Origin of the sequence: Pseudoalteromonas sp. NC201 (assembly GCF_002850255.1) — a bacterium.
Classification (GTDB): domain Bacteria; phylum Pseudomonadota; class Gammaproteobacteria; order Enterobacterales; family Alteromonadaceae; genus Pseudoalteromonas.
In genome coordinates, this window is the sequence record NZ_CP022522.1 from 2599084 (window position 1) to 2618706 (window position 19623).

Annotated in this window: 19 protein-coding genes; 10 read left to right on the plus strand and 9 right to left on the minus strand. The window is 42.5% G+C overall.

The annotated features are described in order from the left end of the window. Positions 1-543 precede the first annotated feature (543 nt). The gene (locus tag PNC201_RS11130; protein WP_102057081.1) at positions 544-1752 is read left to right on the plus strand and encodes a porin; all 1209 of its coding nucleotides are present in this window, start codon (positions 544-546) and stop codon (positions 1750-1752) included. A 70-nt stretch (positions 1753-1822) separates the two neighbouring features. Here PNC201_RS11130 and PNC201_RS11135 read toward each other — a convergent pair whose 3' ends face one another. Next, positions 1823-6265: a di-heme oxidoredictase family protein gene (locus tag PNC201_RS11135; protein WP_102057082.1), complete on the minus strand. Its 4443-nt coding sequence runs from the start codon at positions 6263-6265 to the stop codon at positions 1823-1825. A gap of 348 nt (positions 6266-6613) precedes the next feature. Beyond that, positions 6614-7126, minus strand: a complete 513-nt coding sequence (locus tag PNC201_RS11140) for a GNAT family N-acetyltransferase (RefSeq protein ID WP_102057083.1) — start codon at positions 7124-7126, stop codon at positions 6614-6616. A 357-nt stretch (positions 7127-7483) separates the two neighbouring features. On the opposite strand from PNC201_RS11140, the gene PNC201_RS23255 reads away from it, so the two are divergent. Further along, positions 7484-7642, plus strand: coding sequence for a hypothetical protein (locus PNC201_RS23255; RefSeq protein WP_019647551.1), 159 nt, complete (start codon positions 7484-7486; stop codon positions 7640-7642). A 158-nt stretch (positions 7643-7800) separates the two neighbouring features. On the opposite strand, the gene PNC201_RS11145 is transcribed toward PNC201_RS23255, so the two are convergent. Continuing rightward, entirely contained in the window at positions 7801-8688 is an 888-nt protein-coding gene (locus PNC201_RS11145; protein ID WP_102057084.1) for a LysR family transcriptional regulator, read from the minus strand. A 105-nt stretch (positions 8689-8793) separates the two neighbouring features. Between PNC201_RS11145 and PNC201_RS11150 the strand changes: the two genes are divergently transcribed. Together PNC201_RS11150 and PNC201_RS11155 are read left to right on the plus strand one after the other, a co-directional pair. Further along, complete coding sequence (locus PNC201_RS11150) at positions 8794-9660, plus strand: MBL fold metallo-hydrolase (RefSeq protein WP_102057085.1); 867 nt, start codon at positions 8794-8796, stop codon at positions 9658-9660. After that, the gene (locus PNC201_RS11155) at positions 9654-10277 is read left to right on the plus strand and encodes a DsbA family protein (RefSeq protein ID WP_102057086.1); all 624 of its coding nucleotides are present in this window, start codon (positions 9654-9656) and stop codon (positions 10275-10277) included. The genes PNC201_RS11150 and PNC201_RS11155 overlap by 7 nt, the downstream gene beginning before the upstream one ends. A gap of 143 nt (positions 10278-10420) precedes the next feature. Here PNC201_RS11155 and PNC201_RS11160 read toward each other — a convergent pair whose 3' ends face one another. Continuing rightward, positions 10421-10756 (minus strand): hypothetical protein, encoded by a 336-nt coding sequence (locus PNC201_RS11160; RefSeq protein ID WP_102057087.1) that lies wholly within the window; start codon positions 10754-10756, stop codon positions 10421-10423. A 165-nt stretch (positions 10757-10921) separates the two neighbouring features. Here PNC201_RS11160 and PNC201_RS11165 point away from each other — a divergent pair, with 165 nt between their 5' ends. Further along, positions 10922-12112, plus strand: a complete 1191-nt coding sequence (locus PNC201_RS11165; RefSeq protein ID WP_158299117.1) for a serine hydrolase domain-containing protein — start codon at positions 10922-10924, stop codon at positions 12110-12112. A 138-nt stretch (positions 12113-12250) separates the two neighbouring features. After that, positions 12251-12418, plus strand: a complete 168-nt coding sequence (locus tag PNC201_RS23395) for a hypothetical protein (protein ID WP_199539656.1) — start codon at positions 12251-12253, stop codon at positions 12416-12418. Between the two features lie 471 nt (positions 12419-12889). On the opposite strand, the gene PNC201_RS11175 is transcribed toward PNC201_RS23395, so the two are convergent. From PNC201_RS11175 to PNC201_RS11185, 3 genes are read right to left on the minus strand one after another with little or no spacing between them, the layout of a single operon-like run. Next, positions 12890-13786 carry a TIR domain-containing protein gene (locus tag PNC201_RS11175; protein ID WP_069018630.1) on the minus strand — a complete coding sequence of 299 codons (897 nt, stop codon included), beginning with the start codon at positions 13784-13786 and terminating at the stop codon, positions 12890-12892. Continuing rightward, the gene (locus PNC201_RS11180; protein ID WP_102057089.1) at positions 13786-14073 is read right to left on the minus strand and encodes a hypothetical protein; all 288 of its coding nucleotides are present in this window, start codon (positions 14071-14073) and stop codon (positions 13786-13788) included. Before PNC201_RS11180 ends, PNC201_RS11175 begins: the two co-directional genes overlap by 1 nt. A 52-nt stretch (positions 14074-14125) precedes the next feature. Then, positions 14126-14839 carry a hypothetical protein gene (locus PNC201_RS11185; protein ID WP_102057090.1) on the minus strand — a complete coding sequence of 238 codons (714 nt, stop codon included), beginning with the start codon at positions 14837-14839 and terminating at the stop codon, positions 14126-14128. Positions 14840-14998: 159 nt separating this feature from the next. Here PNC201_RS11185 and PNC201_RS11190 point away from each other — a divergent pair, with 159 nt between their 5' ends. The 4 genes from PNC201_RS11190 to PNC201_RS11205 all read left to right on the plus strand — a co-directional run bounded on the left by PNC201_RS11190 (position 14999) and on the right by PNC201_RS11205 (position 18108). Next, on the plus strand, positions 14999-15556 hold the full coding sequence (locus PNC201_RS11190; protein ID WP_102057091.1) for a recombinase family protein: 558 nt from the start codon (positions 14999-15001) through the stop codon (positions 15554-15556). 55 nt (positions 15557-15611) lie between these two features. Continuing rightward, complete coding sequence (locus tag PNC201_RS11195) at positions 15612-16577, plus strand: hypothetical protein (RefSeq protein WP_102057092.1); 966 nt, start codon at positions 15612-15614, stop codon at positions 16575-16577. A gap of 10 nt (positions 16578-16587) precedes the next feature. Then, entirely contained in the window at positions 16588-17205 is a 618-nt protein-coding gene (locus tag PNC201_RS11200; protein ID WP_102057093.1) for a hypothetical protein, read from the plus strand. A 99-nt stretch (positions 17206-17304) separates the two neighbouring features. Beyond that, entirely contained in the window at positions 17305-18108 is an 804-nt protein-coding gene (locus PNC201_RS11205; RefSeq protein WP_102057094.1) for a hypothetical protein, read from the plus strand. A 52-nt stretch (positions 18109-18160) separates the two neighbouring features. Here the strand turns inward: PNC201_RS11205 and gmtX are convergent, their stop codons facing one another. Next, a complete protein-coding gene (gmtX, locus tag PNC201_RS11210) occupies positions 18161-18811 on the minus strand; it encodes a gamma-mobile-trio protein GmtX (RefSeq protein WP_102057095.1) in 651 nt (216 codons plus the stop codon). Beyond that, positions 18804-19460, minus strand: coding sequence for a hypothetical protein (locus tag PNC201_RS23400; RefSeq protein WP_199539657.1), 657 nt, complete (start codon positions 19458-19460; stop codon positions 18804-18806). Before PNC201_RS23400 ends, gmtX begins: the two co-directional genes overlap by 8 nt. Between the last annotated feature and the right edge of the window lie 163 nt (positions 19461-19623).

A 19623-nucleotide genomic window follows, 5' to 3' on the forward strand; every position in this document is an offset into this window, starting at 1 on the left:
TTGTGTATCTAATTGGAAGACTACAGAAGTCTATCTACCAAAAACATGATGTTTTATTGATTTTTCGCTGAATTACACTTTTTCGTGCTATTTAACCTGAGCTTCAGATAATTAATGCCTTTCTAGCAGCCAATTTTAGCGCTAACTGCGTTGAATTCACTTCCAATAGCCAGCTATTGGTGCGTAAATTCGCCTTGTTATCCCCAAAACTGTCTGGCTAGATAAGGGTATAATTTAATGTGGGCTTAAAAACAATGAGTTAGCTCATTCCTTATCCAAACCTCAGGTTATTTAGCTGTCACAAAACGCTGATATTGCTATAACCCCTTACATTTATTGCGTAAAATCAATCAATAACCTCGGAACTCGTACTTTCCTAACTCATTGATATTTAAAATCAATGAACAGAAAATGAATAAATTTACCAAAAACCACGTTATTTTCTTGATATTTTTTCACTTTTGCCTGTATTTTAGCTTTGATAATCTCCATTTTTTAGCTAATTTAGCCCTATTTAGCAACAACATTGAAACAAGGTAATTCATGAAAAGAACACTTGCTGCCACCCTAATCGCTAGCGTGACTACTATTCCAACAGTACACGCTATCGAGATATTCAAAGATGAAAAGAATAGTGTCACGGTTGGCGGCTTTATCGATGCTCGAGTTATTAACACTCAAGGCGAGACTGAGTTGGTAAACGGCGCATCGCGTATTAACTTTGACTTTAAACGCCAATTGAAAAACAACTGGCAGGCTTTCGCACTCCTTGAATGGGGTGTAAACCCTGTTGGTAGTAGTGATATTGTTTACAGCAACCGCTTCGAATCAATACAAGACGAGTTTTTATATAACCGATTAGGTTATGTTGGTATTAAGCACGATGAATACGGCCAAGTTACCCTAGGAAAACAATGGGGCGCTTGGTACGACGTGGTATACAGCACCAACTACAGCCTAGTTTGGGATGGTAATGCCGCAGGTGTTTACACCTATAACAAAGACGACGGCGCGATCAATGGTACTGGTCGTGGTGATAAAGTGCTGCAATACCGTAATCAATTTGGCAAGCTGAGCTTTGCTGTACAAGCTCAGCTAAAATCTGATGACTTTTATACTTGTGATGTCGTTGATATTTCGAGCAGCTCCTGCGAAGCCCAATTTAATCAAGGGAACAACGCGGCACAAAAAGTAGAGTTTAATTCAACTTATGGTGCCTCACTTACCTATGCTGCGACCGAAAACTTAACTCTCACAGCCGGTGTTAACCGCGGCGCGTTTGATATTGTGTACGCTGGTGGCCGAAATCAATCGGTTAAAGATTTAATTTATGGCGTCGGTATTACTTACGGGGATTTCTATAAGCCTGGTTGGTATGCAGCTGCAAACATCAATAAAAACGAAAACCACGATACAGATAACCTAGGCCGCTTAATCAAGGATGCCGTTGGATTAGAGTCGCTTGTTAGCTACCGCTTTGATAATGACGTGCGTACATTTATCGCTTACAACGTATTTGATGCGGGCGATGACTATGTGATCCAACCAAACTTTAATGCTGATCCTAATGATGTTTTTAAGCGTCAGTTTGCCGTGATAGGCGCACACTACTTTATGTCTGAAGACACCATTTTGTACATTGAAGCACGTAAGGACTTTAGTGACTTCTCAAGCGCCGATGCCGCGCAAGAAGCACAAATGTCACAAACCGAAGACGACGGTATCGCCATCGGTTTCCATTACACGCTGTAAGACTAAGCACTGTAATAACAACTTCAAGTGCATCAAAGCTCATGACTTTCGTGATCTTTGATGCACAAACTTACAATGAGTTTATAAATGCCAACACGGCTGATTTATCATTTGCCGACAAGCTTTCGTAAGCTACTCTCGCTGCTTGCGCTTCACCATCATGCCATAAAATAGCTTCTTCAATCGTTCGCGCACGACCATCGTGCAGATAGCTTGGCTCAGCGGTACAAAACTCATTGCCCTGCCCACCTAACACATTATCAACACCACCTGTCACACAAGCAGACAATCCAATCCCCCATAATGGCGCTGTTCGCCACTCAGCACCGCTAGCGATGCCTTCACCTAAGTTATCCGCAAGACCTGGGCCCATATCATGTAGTAATAAATCGGTATACGGATGGATCGTTTGCGCACGTAACTCCGCAAATGGATGATACTCACTGGTTTCAAATGTTGCTGTATGGCAACCTTCACAGCCAATTGAGGTAAAGCGTGCCTTTCCTAATTGCACCTCAGGGTCGTCAAGCCCACGCTGCGCTCTTACACCCAATAAAGCGATATATTTGCTTAGCGCAGTGAGGTGTTGATCAGACACTTCTACACCGCCACCTCCGCAGCTTGATTGTGATGCTCCACAGTCAGGATTTGGAAATACCGAGTTGGTTACTCCCATATCCGTATTAAATGCACTAGCGACTTGGTGTTTAATTGATGCCGCCGCAGCTTTGTAGCCAAAGCGTCCTAACCGTGTTTGACCGGTAATAGGATCGTTCACGCGCTGCGCTTTGCCCGAAATACCGTCGCCGTTACTGTCGTTTTCATCCGCCAAGGCTAACACCGCACTTTCTGGTATCGCTTCAAGTAAGCCCAAGCCCACCAGCTGAGGCGCGATACGGGCTGAGTAGCGTGCTGGAGTGGTTTTATTAAATTGGTAATTGGGTGAACGCAAACCATTATTTTCAGTCCACGAAGCAATCGTTACATCTCCCTCGCCTTGCGTCTCGGTATCTATGCCTGTGTTTTTAGGCTGTAACACATTCCCCAATAAGGGATGGGTGTTGCCATTGATATCGGCCACTTTAAACACCCATTTTGCCAATGAGCCGCCAATAGCTGGTGGAGCCGCACGACCATTGCGAACATGGCAAGCTGCGCAACTGTCGTTGATATAGTGTGGGCCTGACTTTCCAACCACCGCACTAAACACGCCATTTTCTCCGTTGCGTTCATCGTGCTCACCATTAACAAAACTACTGTGGTGAACACGTCGCCCCTGAACAAATGCCTGTCCATTTTGGCTCGATAAATTGGTCGCCATTTGCATAAAGTGATTATCAGGCTCATTAGTGTAATTGTATGGCAATGTGGTTTTGCCTCCTAACCACCCCGATTCTGCAATCGGGTAAGAATCTTCGCGTTGTGATGATGGATCAGCAAAGTCGCCAACGGTTTTCCATGGGACAAGCCCTTCACCTACCATGTATAAATACGTTGTACCATAATAATTTTCTCGTCCTTCTGGTGGCGCATCAAGAAATTGGCTAACTTCAAACTCCATGCGCTGACCAACTTCAAGAGGCAAAAAACCTGCAGCAGGGTCCCAATTTAGCGGCCTGTAGTCATCAATGATCACTCTATAACGATATTGATCACCTGAATCACTTATCTTATTAAAGTTCGTATCATAACTGCCGTTATCAAGCTCAACGACCGCACCGCCACCAAAGTAATTACCGTGGTACTCAGCAACTGTGCCTAATCCACGATACCAAGCACGAAATTCGCGCGCACCGAGTTTCCATTCTGTAATAAAGGTCACTTCAATGCGTGAGCCGCCTTTAGCTACAAAATCAGCGATTTCAAATTGCGCAGTTCGATGCGTCCAATAATGCGATAAATAGTGATCATAGATTTGAAACTGATCTTCTTTTGCATGGCGGTCTCGGCCGCGATCAGCAAAACGCGTAATTAGTGCATCTCCACGGTCATAACTAACGGCTTGCTCTAAAGGTGTTGTTGCATCATAAAGTGGCACAATAGTGCCAAAGCTGAGCTCACAACCTTGGCTGTCAACTTGGCGCCCCGTAGGGGTATTGGGACATTGGTCTAGATTATCTGGCACACCATCGTTATCGCTATCATTGTTAGATGAACCAGCGATATTGAACTCAAGCCAGTTTAGATTTAACTCGCCACCCGCCATTTCAACACGAACGGTATGTACACCCTCATTTAACGTAATCGACGCAATATTTTGACTAATAAAGGTTTGCCAGCCACCCGTAGCAGGCACAACGGTACTGGCAACTAGATTACCATTAACAAGAACGTTATACGCTCCGTTACCAACTTGGGAGGCAACGCGTGCGGTCAAATTATAGCTTCCCGCGCCTAAATTAGCCTGATATTCGAGCCACTCTCCCGCCGACGTCCAACCTACGTTGTAACCACCGCCGTTGTCGCTGGTCAGCTCAATATCAACATCATCATTGCGATATTCGCCACCTGTATTGCCTGCATCGTTATCAAAATAGTTGCTGTAGTCTTCCGCTTCGATACGAAGTTGCTCAGTGATTAAAATGCTACATCCATCGGTGTTTACCACATCCCCCACAGGCGTATCTGGACACTGATCGATACCATCATTCACGCCATCACCATCGCTATCGTTACCAGCTGAGAATTCTGAAAGTATATAGGCCTGCTCTGCGGTATCTACGACCGTTCCGTCCTCCTGTTGGTAAGTAAACCAAAAACTAACTACATCCCCCACTGCTAGCCCAGATATTGTCAGCTCATTGCGACCATTAACCACTTGCATGCGGACATTTTGCTGCACACCGCCGTTGACTCGATAATGAACATCCGCCCAGCCGGTAGTGTTAACATAGAAAGTTAAAGTATCCAGAGAGACCTGTTCCAATCCATCGGGTAAATTATTCAGTGGACAGCCATTCGCATCAACTTCTTCATTTGGTTGAGTATTTGGGCACTGATCGAGGCTATCCTCAACACCATCTTGATCACTATCGACAGGGGCACTACCGCCCCCTGTCCAGGTAATATCGTCAATTGCCATTTGAAAAGAATAGTTAGGTTCTTGCCCAGCGACAGAGACAATATTGAAGTGATTTTTAATTGATTGTAATGCCACCAAGCTACCCGCTAACTCAGTGATTGGAATACGCACTTCACCCCATTGACCATCACGAACAAGGCCATACTGATTGGTGTTCGCGGGGAATGTGATCCAGTTCTCATTAGTATAAGTGTCAGCAATGCCAATTCTGAAACTCACATTCGCAGGAATTTTAATCTTAAAATTTAAGTAACCATCCCTAAAGTTGCTCATATCTCGCGCTTGACGACTTTGAATACCGGCTCCAAACCACTGCGTTGGCGAATATTGCCATGCAATCACTTCATTGCCTTCATAGGCAGGGATATTGCCCTGAGTGAGTGAGTTTTGGTTCCACACATAAATATCCGCGTTGCTTCCCGGCACTAACTGATTATCGCTTGGCCCCTCACTAAAAACACCAAAGGTGCCAACTTCGGGCTTAGTGACATTGCCGCTGAACACTTCACCTTGACCATCTAGCTCATAAATACGCACATAATCCACCACCATTTTCCCAGGAAGTGGCGCGCTCACCTGTTCATTGCTAAGCACGTCCGTAAATAACCCGCCGACAGCCAAATTCATCAATAGATAAAATGGCGCGTTGAATTCGTTTGACTCTTCACTAATAACAAACGGGCTATCGAACATATCATATTCGACCCCATTATCCTCAACTGTGAAACGGATCGTTTCTTCAGTCCAATAAGTACGATAGATAACAAAGCGATTGGTTAAGGGGGTTGAGGACAAATGTGCATTATCGGTTTTGTATGCCACACTTGCTGCACAGGTTGGATTACCTTCATTGCAGGCGGCATCTGCATAAAAAATTAAGTTTGAGCCTGTATAGTTATTGCTTGGCGCACCGGGAAATCCTGCATCATTACGAGCGGCTTGAGATTGGCCCATCTCCATGATGTCGATTTCGCCTTTTGCCGGCCAGCTAGCAGTACTCGTCCCTAGCATCCAAAGTGCAGGCCAAAGCCCCGTGTCGACATCAGATACCTTCATTCTGATCTCTATCATGCCATATTGCACAGCAAGCTTATTCTTACTCTGGATCTTACCTGAGGTAAATGCCTTGCCGCCTATCGCTTGATTTTTTGCTTCAAGAACAAGGCCTTTGTTTCCCACCTCGCCTACAATGTCGGTAATATAGACATTATTTTCACTGTACCACTGTAATTCTTGATTACCCCAACCACATATTCCTTGGTCACAACCATCCCCGACATCTATATTCCATGTGTTGGTATCTAAATTATTAAAATTATCTTCCCAAAGTAAATTCCCCACAGCCGCGTTACTTTGCGAAGACGCACAAACAATCAGACTGATAACGCTAATGTTTGCGAGCTTTGCGATTAACTTGCTACTCGTTTTCACTTTATGTCTCCAAATGTAATGTATAAAACTGCTTTAGTGATCAACCACTAAAACACGGATCCTTTTATCACTTCATAAACCGCAGAAATGAAAGCGCTTACATTTCAATCCATAACAACCCCGAACAATTGAAAAATATAGCGCTTTTCAAACACACGAGCTTTACTACACACTTTTCAGCGCGGTGTAATCGTATGTTGAATGTTAAACCTAACATGTAAGCGCTTACATTAACAAGAAAATAACAACAATTGTTATATTTTTTACTTTTATCAATTGATGGACTAACGACAAGTCGAGCGCTGTGACCAAAGCACATTCAGGGAAATAAAAGTCAAACCGCTGAGGTCAACAGACACGATGGATCTCATATTCAAAGAAAAGTGGACTGTTTTCATCATGCACTTGCTGTGAAAACCCCAGCTTTTTGAGCAACCGAATGGAAGCATGGTTGGATTGCTCCACTCCCGCAATTAGGGTACTCCAACACTCTATACTGGTAACTGCATGAATAAACCCTTGCAGCAACTCACTGGCGTAACCTTTACCCCAGTGCTTTTCAGCCAATAAGTAACCGATATGCGCATCACTTTCGTTTTCAACGTAAACAAACAAAAAGCCAATTGTCTCATGCTGCCCAAGCTTAACTTGCAGTAAGCGGCTCTCTGAACACATACGCTGAAACCAGTTTTCGGCCTGTTTTGTTGAATCAATACCATGAAAATAAGGGGGAAGGTTTTCAACCACGTTAGAACTCAGGATATGGGGAATTTGCTCTATCAGCCGTTCACGATCGAGTGCTGGAAGATCGTCGTTAACCTCAATAATGTGCAACCTTAAGGTCTGAAATGATAATGCCATTAGCTTCCTACTTTTTATCAACTCGATTGTTATCCTAACTAGGATACTAGCATTGCTTCTTTTAATGTGTAAGGCGTACGCAGCTATTTGCTGCAACAATTGATTGGATATAGGTTGCACAATCAACAAGATTGAAATGCACAAAAATCCAACGCTGTCATTTTTATTTGCTTGATAAAAATTCAATATAATAAACAACTTAAAAAACAAACAACTAAAAGAACTACTGAAGTTATTTGCCATCCCCGCTTGAAATGTGTTTAAAAATCAAACACATTATTTAACGGATAAGTACTTAGAAATAGGTATTTATCTACATTACCGAATAATCAAAGATAAAAAATAACTGGATACAACATGAAACTGAAAAAAGTAAAATTAAAAAACCTTAACGCAAATAAAGCGCTAGATGCTAAACAAACGAAAGAAATAGCAGGCGGAACTGGCGCTTACAGTAAAGACTACGGCGCATGCTATACCACTCCTGAATTTTGCCCAACAGTTTACATCTGCTAAGTATGCCAAGCCCAGCAACTAGCTGGGCTTAGTTTTAAGTAAAAAGTAATTGAGAAATATAGCGATAATAAAACATTCGTCGTGTTAGCTACTCCCCTGATCAAACAAGCTAGTAACGTAACAACATTAAGATGTAACTCTATAAGATACTTGTAGTTTCACCATGGCGTGCTGGCAAAATAGTGAGACAAATAGTCTATCAATGCCCTCACGGTTGGAGACATATACTTTCTCGAAGAATAGAGCACATATATATTCATATCGCTTGGCTTCCAATCAGGTAGTACCGGCTTAAGCTCGCCAGATTTGATGTAGCGGTTAACCAAATAAGTGGGTTGAATTGCCAGACCAGCACCACTTAACGCTGCGTGCAATAAGGCCGTTGCTTCGTTCGCAGTTAAACGACAATTTACGGCTACCGACTGTTGTGAGTTACCTTTGCGCAAATGCCAAATATGCTGCTGAAAATTCTTATACCCAAGGCACAAGTGCTCAGCTAGATCATCAGGTTTTGTGATTTCACTTGCACTAGTAAGGTACTGCGGCGACGCCACAATAACAGAGTCACATACTGCAATTGATTTACCAATCAAAGAAGGGTCCGGTGCAGAGGCAATACGAATAGCCAGATCTATCTGACTCTCAGTGAGATCGGCCACAGAATCTTGCAAATCAATATCAATATTCACATCAGGATGTGCTGACATAAACTGTTGAATAGCAGGCACAAGTTGAGAAAAGCCAAAAGACATACTGGTTGCTAGTCGAACCGAACCAGACAGTTTGCCGCTGGTATTCGCCAAGCCGGTTATGGTGTCGGCTTGCCTCAGCCACTGTCTCACTTCTTCCAAGCAGGACTCCCCAGCTGTCGTTAAAGACACTCTTCTCGTGGTGCGATGTAATAAACGAATGTTTAACCAGCTCTCCATTGCTTCAATGTACCGAGTTACCATAGGGCGAGACATATCTAGCCTGTCAGCCGTCGCGGTAAAGCTACCCGTGATTGCAACGTCGGCAAAGACCTTAGCAGCGATGAGTCTATCCATTTATTTGTTCGATTTATGAAACAATGATGTTTAGTTTGGCATGTTTTTCTGAGCCTATCAATTTCATATCATCTGCTCCGTACTAAACCTATTGAGGCAAAAGATATGAAACACCTAACGTTGATAGCAGCATCGACTTTATTAGCAAGCAATGCGATGGCAGCAAACACCGCCCCACTTACACTGGATGTTTATAACGCTGACAAAAACAGCTTCCACGTTAACTCAACACTGGTGATTGGTGAGAGTGAAGTGATGGTCGTAGATACGGGTTTTACCAAAGCGGATGCACTACGCATAGCTGCCAAAGTGCTCGACAGCGGCAAAACCCTAAAAACGATTTTTATCAGCCAAGCTGATCCGGACTATTATTTTGGCGCGGAAGTACTACACACTTTATTCCCTGAAGCTAAGATCCTAACCACAGCGGCCGTAAAAGCAGTGATTGAAGAAAAGCTCGCGGGTAAATTAGCATTTTGGACACCAAAAATGGGCGCGAATGCTCCTGTAAAACCATACATCCCAACAGTTGTAGAGGGAAATACACTCTTTGTAGATGGGCACAAAATAGAGATCCACGGCACGCAATTTGAGCTAGCGCACCGCCCCTACTTATGGATCCCGTCAAGTAAAGCGGTTCTGGGCAATGTTGCAGTCTACGGTAATGTGCACTTATGGATGGCCGATGCACAATCCCAACGCAGTCAACAAGCGTGGATTCGCCAATTAAAAGAGTTAAAAGCACTGAAGCCAGAGGTTGTAATACCTGGTCACATGAAAGCAGGCACCAAACTTGATGCAAGTACCATAAGCTACTCGCAGCAGTATTTAAGCGACTTTAGTCTGGCAAAAAGCAGCAGCAAAAATAGCGCTGAACTGATTGATAGCATGTCTGCACGCTACCCTGATGCAGGATTACCTATGGCGCTGAGTATTGGTGCTAAGGTGCATAGGGGAGAGATGAAATGGTAAAAGTGCACTACTTCTTCGACCCCATGTGTGGCTGGTGTTACGGTGCAACTTCACTGCTGGATGCCATTGCAGCCAACAGGGAACTGGAGCTTGTGCTGCACCCTGGAGGCATGATTGCCAATCAATCTATAGAGAAAGCATTCCGCAACCACATTCTCATAAGTGATGCGCATATAGCCAACATAACAGGCGCTCAGTTTGGCAAAGATTACATCCAACGGGTAAAGAGTAACGAGTCGATGATCCTCGACTCTTACATCACCGCTCGTGCCATCATCACCGCGGAACAGTTAGGCATAACGCCACTGAGCATGCTTAAAACTATTCAGCACGCACACTATGTAGAAGGCAAACAGGTTAACCGAGCTGAGGCTATAGAGGAGCTAGCCGTTGAGCTTGGGCTAGATAAAAACCACTGGCAACGAGCTATGCTGGCAAATCAAGGTGCTGAGCAAACAAAAATCGTGCAAAGCCGTCTATTAATGCAAAAGCTTCAAGTTACTGGCTACCCCACCCTTATCCTTGAAAAGCATGAGAAACAGATAAAGCTTCCGCATACTGCCTATTACGGTAAGCCCGATGCTTGGCGCCAGCTAATTGATGACTATATACACTAGTTCTATGACAAGCTTTTGAATTGAAATTGGATCTGCTGTTACGCTAATGCGAGCCCCAAAAGGGGCTGTCGGCATATCCGCTACACAACTTTGACGTTGTCACAGCAATTTGCATTTAGATTGCAACTAACCTTGCCTCTGAATTATCTAACTTTTTGGAATTGCCAATCCTTTAATTCGATAACGGACATGCTTTTATCAGCGGTTAGTTCGTAGAACTTACCCGGTCTAAGTTCTACTATAAATTCATTATCTGCTTGTCCACTGTAAACCTTGCTCTGTAAATCCCCCCAAGCAAGATGTAAATCTCCACAACTGGCCGACACCCAGCGATCAGGTGAAGGGTTATATGTAGTCTTCACTCTTACCCAATTTACTTGTTGCGCCTCTTGGGCATCAACTTCAATAATGGGGTACGTTTCTCCTGGAGTTGATTCAAGTGAACCGGAGTTGGTTCCTTTACGCTTAGACTGGTACATATCACATGACTGGCTTGCGATAAAACTCCCTTTGGCAGGGGTAGCAGCGGCAGTAAAGCCACACAAATTAGCTAACTATACATTTTTAAACAAATTAATTTTGAGTAATTCAATAATATTTGAGTCTACAGTGGAGCATTAACAACCAACATAAAGGATTTTGCTTTGCTTATAACAAACTTACAATCATCATTTAAATTCGCTCATTTAGCGTTATTAACCTTACTATTAAGCGCGTGTGGTTCGGATATAACTCAAACTTCGCCCTTAATTGATGAAACTGAGCTCCCTAAAGAAGTAGGTATTGCACAAGATGGTGCATTAAAACAGCATTTAGAAAGTATTCGACAGGCATATAATGTACCTGCAATTACGGCTATGACAGTAAAAGATGGCTTAGTGTACGAAATTGCCAGCACAGGCTATCGTGATATACAAAGCCTTGAGCCTGTAAGCGATAATGATCGTTGGGCGATCGGCTCTGTCGCAAAATCTATGACCGCTTTGCTCGCCGCTCGTTTAGTTGAACAAGGCCTCATTACTTTTGACACTACCGTCATAGATATATTTCCTGAACTTAAAGGCCAAATTCGACCAGAACATGAGACCATTACTTTACAGCATCTGTTGAGCATGACATCCGGATTAAAAAAGGACATAGATGTAAAAGATCAGCAGTGGTACGACAATACCAAGCCTTTAACCGAATTAAGATATGAGCTAACAAAAGAGGTGCTTAATACCGCTGCAGTGAAAACCCGAAGCGAGTTTTGGTATAGTAATGTTGGTTATGTGATAGCAGGACATATGTTAGAGCGAGTCAGCAATCAGACTTGGGAGTGGCTTATTGGCGCAGAAGTCTTTGGGCAATTAGGCATCACTAATTATGGTTTTGGTGAACCGAGCTTTGAGAGCGCGAAGCAGCCTAAAGGGCATATTTACGAAAATGGTCACTGGCATGGGGTAACTGAAGAAAAAAAGCTTGCTCCAAAAGTATATGGTCCTGCCGGTACGGTGAATATCAGTTTACCTGAGCTTGCTGTTTATTTTTCTTCGGTATTAGAGGGAATGCAGGGAGGTGACAATATTGTGAGTAAAGAGAGTTACAAAATGTTGCTCTCGCCTTATAGTAAAATTCAAGACAGCCATTCTGAGTATGCGATGGGCTGGTTTGTCAAGTCAGATAAAACGGCTTTTGGTCATGACGGCTTTACGGGCGCATTTTCGGTCAGTAGCCTGCTTTATCCTAGTCAAAATAACGCTTATTTTGCGGCAGTAAATGGCGATACAGATAACGCAACCAAAGCACTCTCGCAAGCGTTAGAAGTACTGATGAAAAGAAACTCTATAGAATAGTCAATTTGATAGCGTAGGCAAATGAAGCATCGACGTTATATTCTATTAGGGCCTGAAACCCATCGCGCTTGGTATTCGACGCTGATGCCACACCTTAAGGCAGAGGGTCAATCTTGTAGTAACTATTAGGGTCAGATCTTGCTTATTGGCTTCATGTTCTTTTCTAAACGAACAACTGCCGTGAATAAGGTTGGGTATGCGCGAGTTTCGACCACAGATCCGTCTTTAGGCTTACAAGTAGCCAAACTTGAGGAAGCGGATTACGACAAAGTGTTTATTAATATGACTTACTTTGTTGATTTGTAGGTCGAATAAAGCGTGCAACGCCACCACCTGACAAACCTTTTGCACAGCAGTTACACTTTTTTCGTAACTCTGTTGGAAAGCGCCTACGACTTTTCCAACCTATGGGAACATGCTAATAAAGTGTTATTGATCTAACGAGCGAAGAATGAGTGTTTTATTTGATTTAGTTTTTAAATTTAGAAAGATAGGAATTAGTATGTTTTAGTATACTTCTGAGTGCTATTAATAAGACTTACACTTCAAACAACACACTTGGTGGGGTTTGTAGTCGACTTACAAATTTATAGCGGAAACCATACTAAATATACAAAAAATAATTAAAACAATGAGGTGTAATGGTAGAAAATTAGTAATCTATAAAAGAAGTAAGACATAGCTGTTCAATTATATTGCGCTTTTTAGCTTGCTATTTGCCAAAAATAGACGTTATTAACTAAGCGTATTGCACATAGCAAGACCTTAAGCTCCGTATCAAGCACGCATCACTTTGTTCCAGTCTATACTATACTCGGCTGCTTCAAGTTCACGCGCTAGAGCCTGTTTCCATCCACCATTATTATCCATTGTCTCCCAAATAACACCCGCGAAATCACTAGGAATTTCCAACGAGCCACGCTTTAGAGCACATATTTTTTCTCTGCCCAAGCGACCAATAAAGTAGCCCAGTTCCAATAAAACATTTTGCCGAGCCCTAGGCTCGAGTATTCCTCCCTTTACACACCCCTCATCATCTGGTGTGAGAAGGACTACCGCAAATCCAACATCGCTGTTTGCAACGACCTTTTCGATAATTGTTTTTCCTTGATTTGCCTGTTCATGAAGAATGACGACCTCCAAGCCCATACGCTCCAGAAAACGAGCCACAGCTTCCCGAGCACCATCGTCATGGCCGTGTACGATAAATATCTTGTTTGAGATTGGCGGCTTCAACACAGTCTCTGTACTCCCCTTCAATTGAATGTAGTTTTTATAATCACGAACGAATGGAATAATAAGCTGTCCAGTAAGTGAATGGATACCTGCGATAATTTTCTTCCCAGAATAGAAATACTGATGACCGAAATTAACGGCGTATCTTGGCTCGCTGGCCAACTTTTCAATGAGAAGTAACGTTAATCCCATCGTTTTTTTGGGATCATCCGGCCATGCAAGCTGGGCACTACCAACCATACCCAGATCTGTTTTTTTGCTTTCTGCAAGGAAAGCATCGAGATCAGCCTCTTTCGTTAATTCTTCGTTGTAAGGTTCAAGATCGGTATGCCGTAACAATTGAGCGAGCTTTTTCAGTGGACGTTCGTACGTTTGCATCTGCGAATTCTGCAAGTCCAAAACAGCATTGTTAATTTCTTCGAAAATATCCTGGGCCATCACGAATCCTCATTGGACTGTAATCGGGCCTCAGCAGCTTTTTGTAGAATACTCTCTCTATATTGGTTTTTCATTTTTTCGGCGAGCGAACCAACGAAGGGGTTATCGGTGTACGATTCAATACGGTTATCTACTATTTGGTTAACCGATTGGATGGCAGCTTCAATACTCATAGGGTCATGAGGATCAAAGCTAACGGCGCCCAAATCACCATCAAGTCGGTTCAATGCTTGCGTTATTTCTTTTAACTCTTTTTGCAACTTGTCGAGCCCAGTAATTTTAAGCATGTTCTCTCCTGTATATAATGCCTCAGTTCTTTTTTACGCTTTAAGGTCATTCTTATCTACTCTTAAGACGATTCACTATCCACCTATAACTGCATGGCTTTAGCTCGCTTAAATCAGCCTTATGCCTTTCAACATTCAGCGTATCAAGCTGCTCAAGAAGTAGGTCATAAACCTTTTGATACCTCACCACCGTATGGGTGCGAAGGTATTCGTTGATCACTTCATCAATGAGGTCATGCACTTCTTGGGGCAATTGCTTGGTACGATTGCCTTTGGCTTTATGCTTAGGCATCAGTGCGTGTTTATCCCAGCCGCTTTCCACAAAGGTTTTATTCCAATAGGCTAGCGTGCGCCATGACGGTGGGCTGCTGTCGTTTATTTCAACCGCCCTTTGGGCAATATACGGGGTTAACCATTTCTCAGTATAGGCTGGAACGCTTTGCTCAAATGCACCTTGCACATACTTATAACGTCGCTGCATTTCTTTTCTGGATGCAACATCTTCCGCAGTTTCAGCTTTAGGCTTTTTAACGTTACTAAGTGGTTTAAAGGTTAACTTGGTTGGTAGCTCACGCCGCGCGATGGTTCTGAGCTGGCCGTTTGAAACCAGTTGCTCAAGCCTTGGCTTTGCAAAATTAAACCGCCCACCGCTTTCAATATCCGTCAACACCACATCACTACCCGCGATACTTTCAACCGCGAAGTAAGAGCATGAATGCTCCGATAGGCGTTTAACTAAAATCAGGTCGGGGTTTTGCAAGTCCATTGTGGTGGCATTTCCTAAAACGACAGCAAAGTATAAGTTCAAATAGCGTATACCCTAATTGAACATCACCAAAACAAGCTAAAAGTGTTCATTTAGGGTGGTTTAAGGCGTTAGTACGCACTATGTTTATTTAGTCTAGATGCTAAATGAACAATTGCCATGAGTAAGATTGGATATGCGCGAGTTTCGACCACAGATCAGTCTTTAGATATACAAGTCGCCAAACTTGAAGAAGCGGGTTGTGACAAGGTGTTTACCGATATGGCATCAGCGTCGAATACCAAACGCGATGGGTTTCAAGCCCTGCTTGGCTACCTTCGTGCTGGTGACACCTTAATTGTGACTCGAGTCGACCGTATCGCTCGTTCCGTACTCGACTTACAAACCTTAGTAAACCACCTAAAATCCAACGATATTCAGCTACAAGCGCTAGAGCAACCCATCTCAACCGACTCAGCTTCAGGCAAAGCCTTTTTAGATATGCTTGCCGTGTTCGCAGAGTTTGAACTCAATATCAGAAAAGAACGCCAGTTCGAGGGCATTGCAGCCGCTAAAAAAGCGGGTAAATACAAAGGCCGCAAGCCAATATCCGACAACACCAAACAAAGCATTTTATCGCTACGCGCAAAAGCTACACCAGTCAGCCAAATAGCAAACTCTGTAAAGGTTTCAAGAAATACGGTTTATAAAGTTATCAATCAAGATATTAACAAATGAATTAACTAGGTATAACATATTGAACTTTGCTATCTGCTTGTGAAAAGGAATAACAGTGGAAGTATTGATACCATTTGCTAAAGATAAAAATGGCTCGCTCGCGTTTGTCGATGAAGTAGAAAGCGGTTTAGAGTGCAATTGTTTTTGCATCAGCTGCGATATGCCTCTTTCCGCGCACAAGTATAAAACGAACATAAGACGCGATCACTTCAAACATGCACCGAAGGTAAACTCCAAAGATAAGCCATGTGAGATAAGTTATAAACGCGCTATTTTTTGGTTGTGCCGTAATATACTTGCTACAAATACTAGCATTCGTCTTCCTAGATATATCGGTTATCCAAACAGCGATAAATCCGATGAAGGCGTGCTGATCACTAATGAAAAGGTATACGAATATCAATCTAAAGTAACATTGAATCCAGCCATCGAAAGCGCGCAAAACGAAATTGCTGTCCTACACACCAATGACTTCGACATCACCCTTGTTTTAACACTAGAAAGTAGTGCTTACCAATTTAGCTCAACATACAACCAAAAGTCCGCCATTGTAGTTGTCGACGTTGAGGATTTTAGAAAGTATGTTGAAGGCAAAGTAAATGGCTACAGAAATCAAGTTGAATCTGAATTACTTGAGAAGCTAAGCATCAAGCATTGGCATTTCCACCCACAGCAAACACAAAGGTTTACAGAGTTTTATCGTAGTAAAAATCAAAAAATACAACTCGCTAAAAAGGAACAAGCACAACGTAAGTGGGAGGAACAACAGCAATTGGCAGAAGAGACCGAGCCGTTATATGACCCAGTTTATGGATTTCAGCAAAACCCTCGCTATAAAAGAAAACCGACACGGGCTTTTAGGGATATTATTGACCTAAGCCCCGCACCAAAACAATACGAAACGAGGTGGTTTAGGTGTGGCTACTGTACGAATATTTGGCAACGCTCAAGTATAGATATTCCTTATTCTGTTGATGAAACACCGTGCCCATCTTGCGATCACCTAATCAGAATAGGTTAAGGCAAACGATATGATTAACGACAAATCAAAAGCCCTTCTTGAGCAAATGAGAATTGACACTGATGAATACTTTAAAAGCTTACATAAACAGTTTGGTGATAACTATAAGATATTCGCAGACATTTTAGATAACTTTGATTGCAAGTCAAAAACGGAGCCAAAATCCGCTTTTGAAGATTTTTGGCGGCAAAAGTACGCTTCTTACCCCATAGGGTCAGAACTGTGTAATTCGGCTTTTGAGCTTTTTAACAATTTAAAACGGTTTTATTCTGGTGGCATATTTGAACTATTCAAAACCAAGCAAGTTGAGTGGGGAGCACCACCAATCAGAATTAAACGCGAAGACGTACCTCCTAACTCAGATATTGAAATGCTTGAAGAAGAAGTAACAATATATCGTGGTTTATCACCAGATGAGTTTGCAAGTAAAAACTTCGCACAGTCTTGGACTATAGACTTAGAAACAGCTAGACGATTTGCTCATGAAATATATAAAGATAAGATTAAAGGCATAGTTGTTAAAACTGTTGTACCAAGAAACAAAGTTATCTATTTTAATGCTAAGGATAATGAACAAGAAGTGATCATTGAGTATGGCGCAGTAAGAGAGGCAGAAGTCTTAATTTAAGCCCATTTTTGTTAACATTTTAATTTCTGTGATGTTAAATAGCTTTATAAATACAGCTTTAACATTATCTGTTTTTTTACACAAAGGAGTTGGATAATTTTGGAAGAGTTTGAAATACAATATGAAGAGTGTTTTGTAGCATTTTTGGACGTTCTAGGTTTTCAAGAAATGCTCAATAAAAATAAAAAAGAAAAATTAGAAAAGTACTTTAGAATTGTAGAAAAAGAGATAAACAATCTAAAAATCGCCAACACTACTATCAAAAGAAACATACAGTCTATTGTGATAAGCGACTCTATAATTTTGTGCGTTAAGCCAAATAGTTTTGAAGAAATTCAAAGTCTTAGAGAATTATGTATTGCGATTGCAAAAATACAGTATGAGCTGATGCCTGAAAATATCTTTCTAAGGGGAGCTATTACATTTGGACAAGTTCATTTTGATATGAGCCGACATCAGATCGTAGGCCCTGCTTATGTCAAGGCTTATAAGATGGAAGAAGATCTGGCCAAATTTCCAAGGGTTATTTTAGATACAAAATTAGTAACTTTGCTTGAAGAGGATAAAAGATCATTTCAAGAGCTGATTTCACGAGTCAATAAAGGCTATTCTACTGAAAAGCTTTACCGTGCAGATGTGCTATACAGCCAAACGTCACCACAGATTACTGCAGACCAACCTTTATTCGTGGATTATTTTTCAGGCCTTCTCTGGGCATCTGATAATGATAAAATCGAACGTGCATTATATAACATTCAAAGCAACCTATTTAAAAACCCTTACCAGCTTCCGAAATATGGTTGGCTTAGAGATTACATACTCACCATAGTCACAATTTCCTCTTATAAAAGTCTGCGTACCCAAAAGTCAAAAACATTCATAAAAAGCTTGAGAGGTTACTAGGTATAGGTTGATTTCTGTAGGGTTGGTCTTCTGTATTAGATAAACTGAAGTATTAAATGTAATTTTTTACAGACTTTTTCAACCCATTCACATATCCACGCTTATAAATTTCTTTCCCCTCAGCATCTTTGACTTGCCCCGTGGGCATAACTTCCCAGCCTTGCGTGTTAAAAAACGCATCAGAAATTGCGGCTTGGATGGCTTCAACTTCCAGCGGTACCAGTTGTTTGTTTTCAAGTGTGGTGTTGGTTTTATCGCCTTTGGTTCGGTCAATAAACAAGCCTGAGTTGGCTTTGAACGTATTGAGTTGGTCGCGGTATTTGTTACGCTCGGCAATCAATGACCCTACTACGGCTCTAATCACTGGGTCGTCGATGGCATCGAGAATATGTTGGTCGTTGCTGTTCAATAGCTGTTTTTGGCGCACTGAGAGCGGCTTTTTACACGTTGTGCCTGCATAGGCTGCCCAAGCCTCAATTAATTGCTGAAAATGCTTACCTGTGCGATTACGGATGGTTTGTGTTGATGGGCCGCCTTGCTCTTTAGACAGCCGCCCGATCGTTGCCATAGAAAAGTCGAGAGGCGTTATTCTACTTTGTTGCTCAAGCACAGCATTCAATACCGTTAAAGCATTAGCGGTTCTTGTGGTGGCGCTTGCGCATAGCTCTTGCAGCACTAGGGTTGGGTCAACTGGTTTAGCCATTTTTCTTCACTCCTAAAGTGGCTGTTGCCATGTTTGCTAATGTTCTGATGCTAATGCCTGTATTACTTTCAATCGCTTGTACACCTTGCTCGAGCAGGCCTGCGTCTTTTAAGTAAGCTTCAGTATCAAGGTACGTAGAGAGCATTGTCATGGCTTTACTTTTATCTGGTTCTTTAGTGGCATTTAGCATGGCATTGACCATCACATTGCCAAGCTTAAGCTGCGCTTCGTCGTCGAGCTGCATCAGGATTGGTTGGTAGCCCATGCGCATCAGCATGGTGTTTAGCATATTTGATCTGTGATTAATGGCCGTGGTTTTCTTTAAGTCATCTTTTAAGTCTGCAAATACTTCTGCGTCATCGCAGATTTGGATCAGCTGCCTAAACTCAGATTTCGTGTCTAAAAAGCTAAAGAATGGTGATATGTCTTGTGCCGAGCCAAGCGCAATCACTTTGTCTTTGCGGTCGTGTTCTTCCCGGTTTTGCTCAATACTTAGTACCTTACGGATCACCTGAAAACACGCTACTAAGTCGTTGCAGTATTCATCGGCTTCGGACTTTTGTCGCTCAATACGCCTGTCTATGCTGTTTAGCTGGTCACGCTTGCTAAATGGAGTGCTGTTTACTTCACAAAAGTATTCTTCATCCAACAAACTCGCTTGCTCGCCCTCGAGTTCCGCAGCAATTTTGGCCGCTTCTGTGGCGTGATAACTTAGGTTGTTAAAGTGAGCCGTAAGCGATTGAATATAGCGGATGCTGGTAATAAACCAACGACAGCGAATACAGTTCTCAATGCCATGGGGTACTGGCGCG

Excerpts from the sequence above, each read along its gene's own strand:
- PNC201_RS11130 (WP_102057081.1), top strand. The coding sequence starts at position 544 with ATGAAAAGAACACTTGCTGCCACCCTAATCGCTAGCGTGACTACTATT.
- PNC201_RS11140 (WP_102057083.1), bottom strand. The coding sequence starts at position 7,126 with ATGGCATTATCATTTCAGACCTTAAGGTTGCACATTATTGAGGTTAAC.
- PNC201_RS23255 (WP_019647551.1), top strand. The coding sequence starts at position 7,484 with ATGAAACTGAAAAAAGTAAAATTAAAAAACCTTAACGCAAATAAAGCG.
- PNC201_RS11145 (WP_102057084.1), bottom strand. The coding sequence starts at position 8,688 with ATGGATAGACTCATCGCTGCTAAGGTCTTTGCCGACGTTGCAATCACG.
- PNC201_RS11150 (WP_102057085.1), top strand. The coding sequence starts at position 8,794 with ATGAAACACCTAACGTTGATAGCAGCATCGACTTTATTAGCAAGCAAT.
- PNC201_RS11155 (WP_102057086.1), top strand. The coding sequence starts at position 9,654 with ATGGTAAAAGTGCACTACTTCTTCGACCCCATGTGTGGCTGGTGTTAC.
- PNC201_RS11160 (WP_102057087.1), bottom strand. The coding sequence starts at position 10,756 with ATGTACCAGTCTAAGCGTAAAGGAACCAACTCCGGTTCACTTGAATCA.
- PNC201_RS11175 (WP_069018630.1), bottom strand. The coding sequence starts at position 13,786 with ATGGCCCAGGATATTTTCGAAGAAATTAACAATGCTGTTTTGGACTTG.
- PNC201_RS11180 (WP_102057089.1), bottom strand. The coding sequence starts at position 14,073 with ATGCTTAAAATTACTGGGCTCGACAAGTTGCAAAAAGAGTTAAAAGAA.
- PNC201_RS11185 (WP_102057090.1), bottom strand. The coding sequence starts at position 14,839 with ATGGACTTGCAAAACCCCGACCTGATTTTAGTTAAACGCCTATCGGAG.
- PNC201_RS11190 (WP_102057091.1), top strand. The coding sequence starts at position 14,999 with ATGAGTAAGATTGGATATGCGCGAGTTTCGACCACAGATCAGTCTTTA.
- PNC201_RS11200 (WP_102057093.1), top strand. The coding sequence starts at position 16,588 with ATGATTAACGACAAATCAAAAGCCCTTCTTGAGCAAATGAGAATTGAC.
- gmtX (WP_102057095.1), bottom strand. The coding sequence starts at position 18,811 with ATGGCTAAACCAGTTGACCCAACCCTAGTGCTGCAAGAGCTATGCGCA.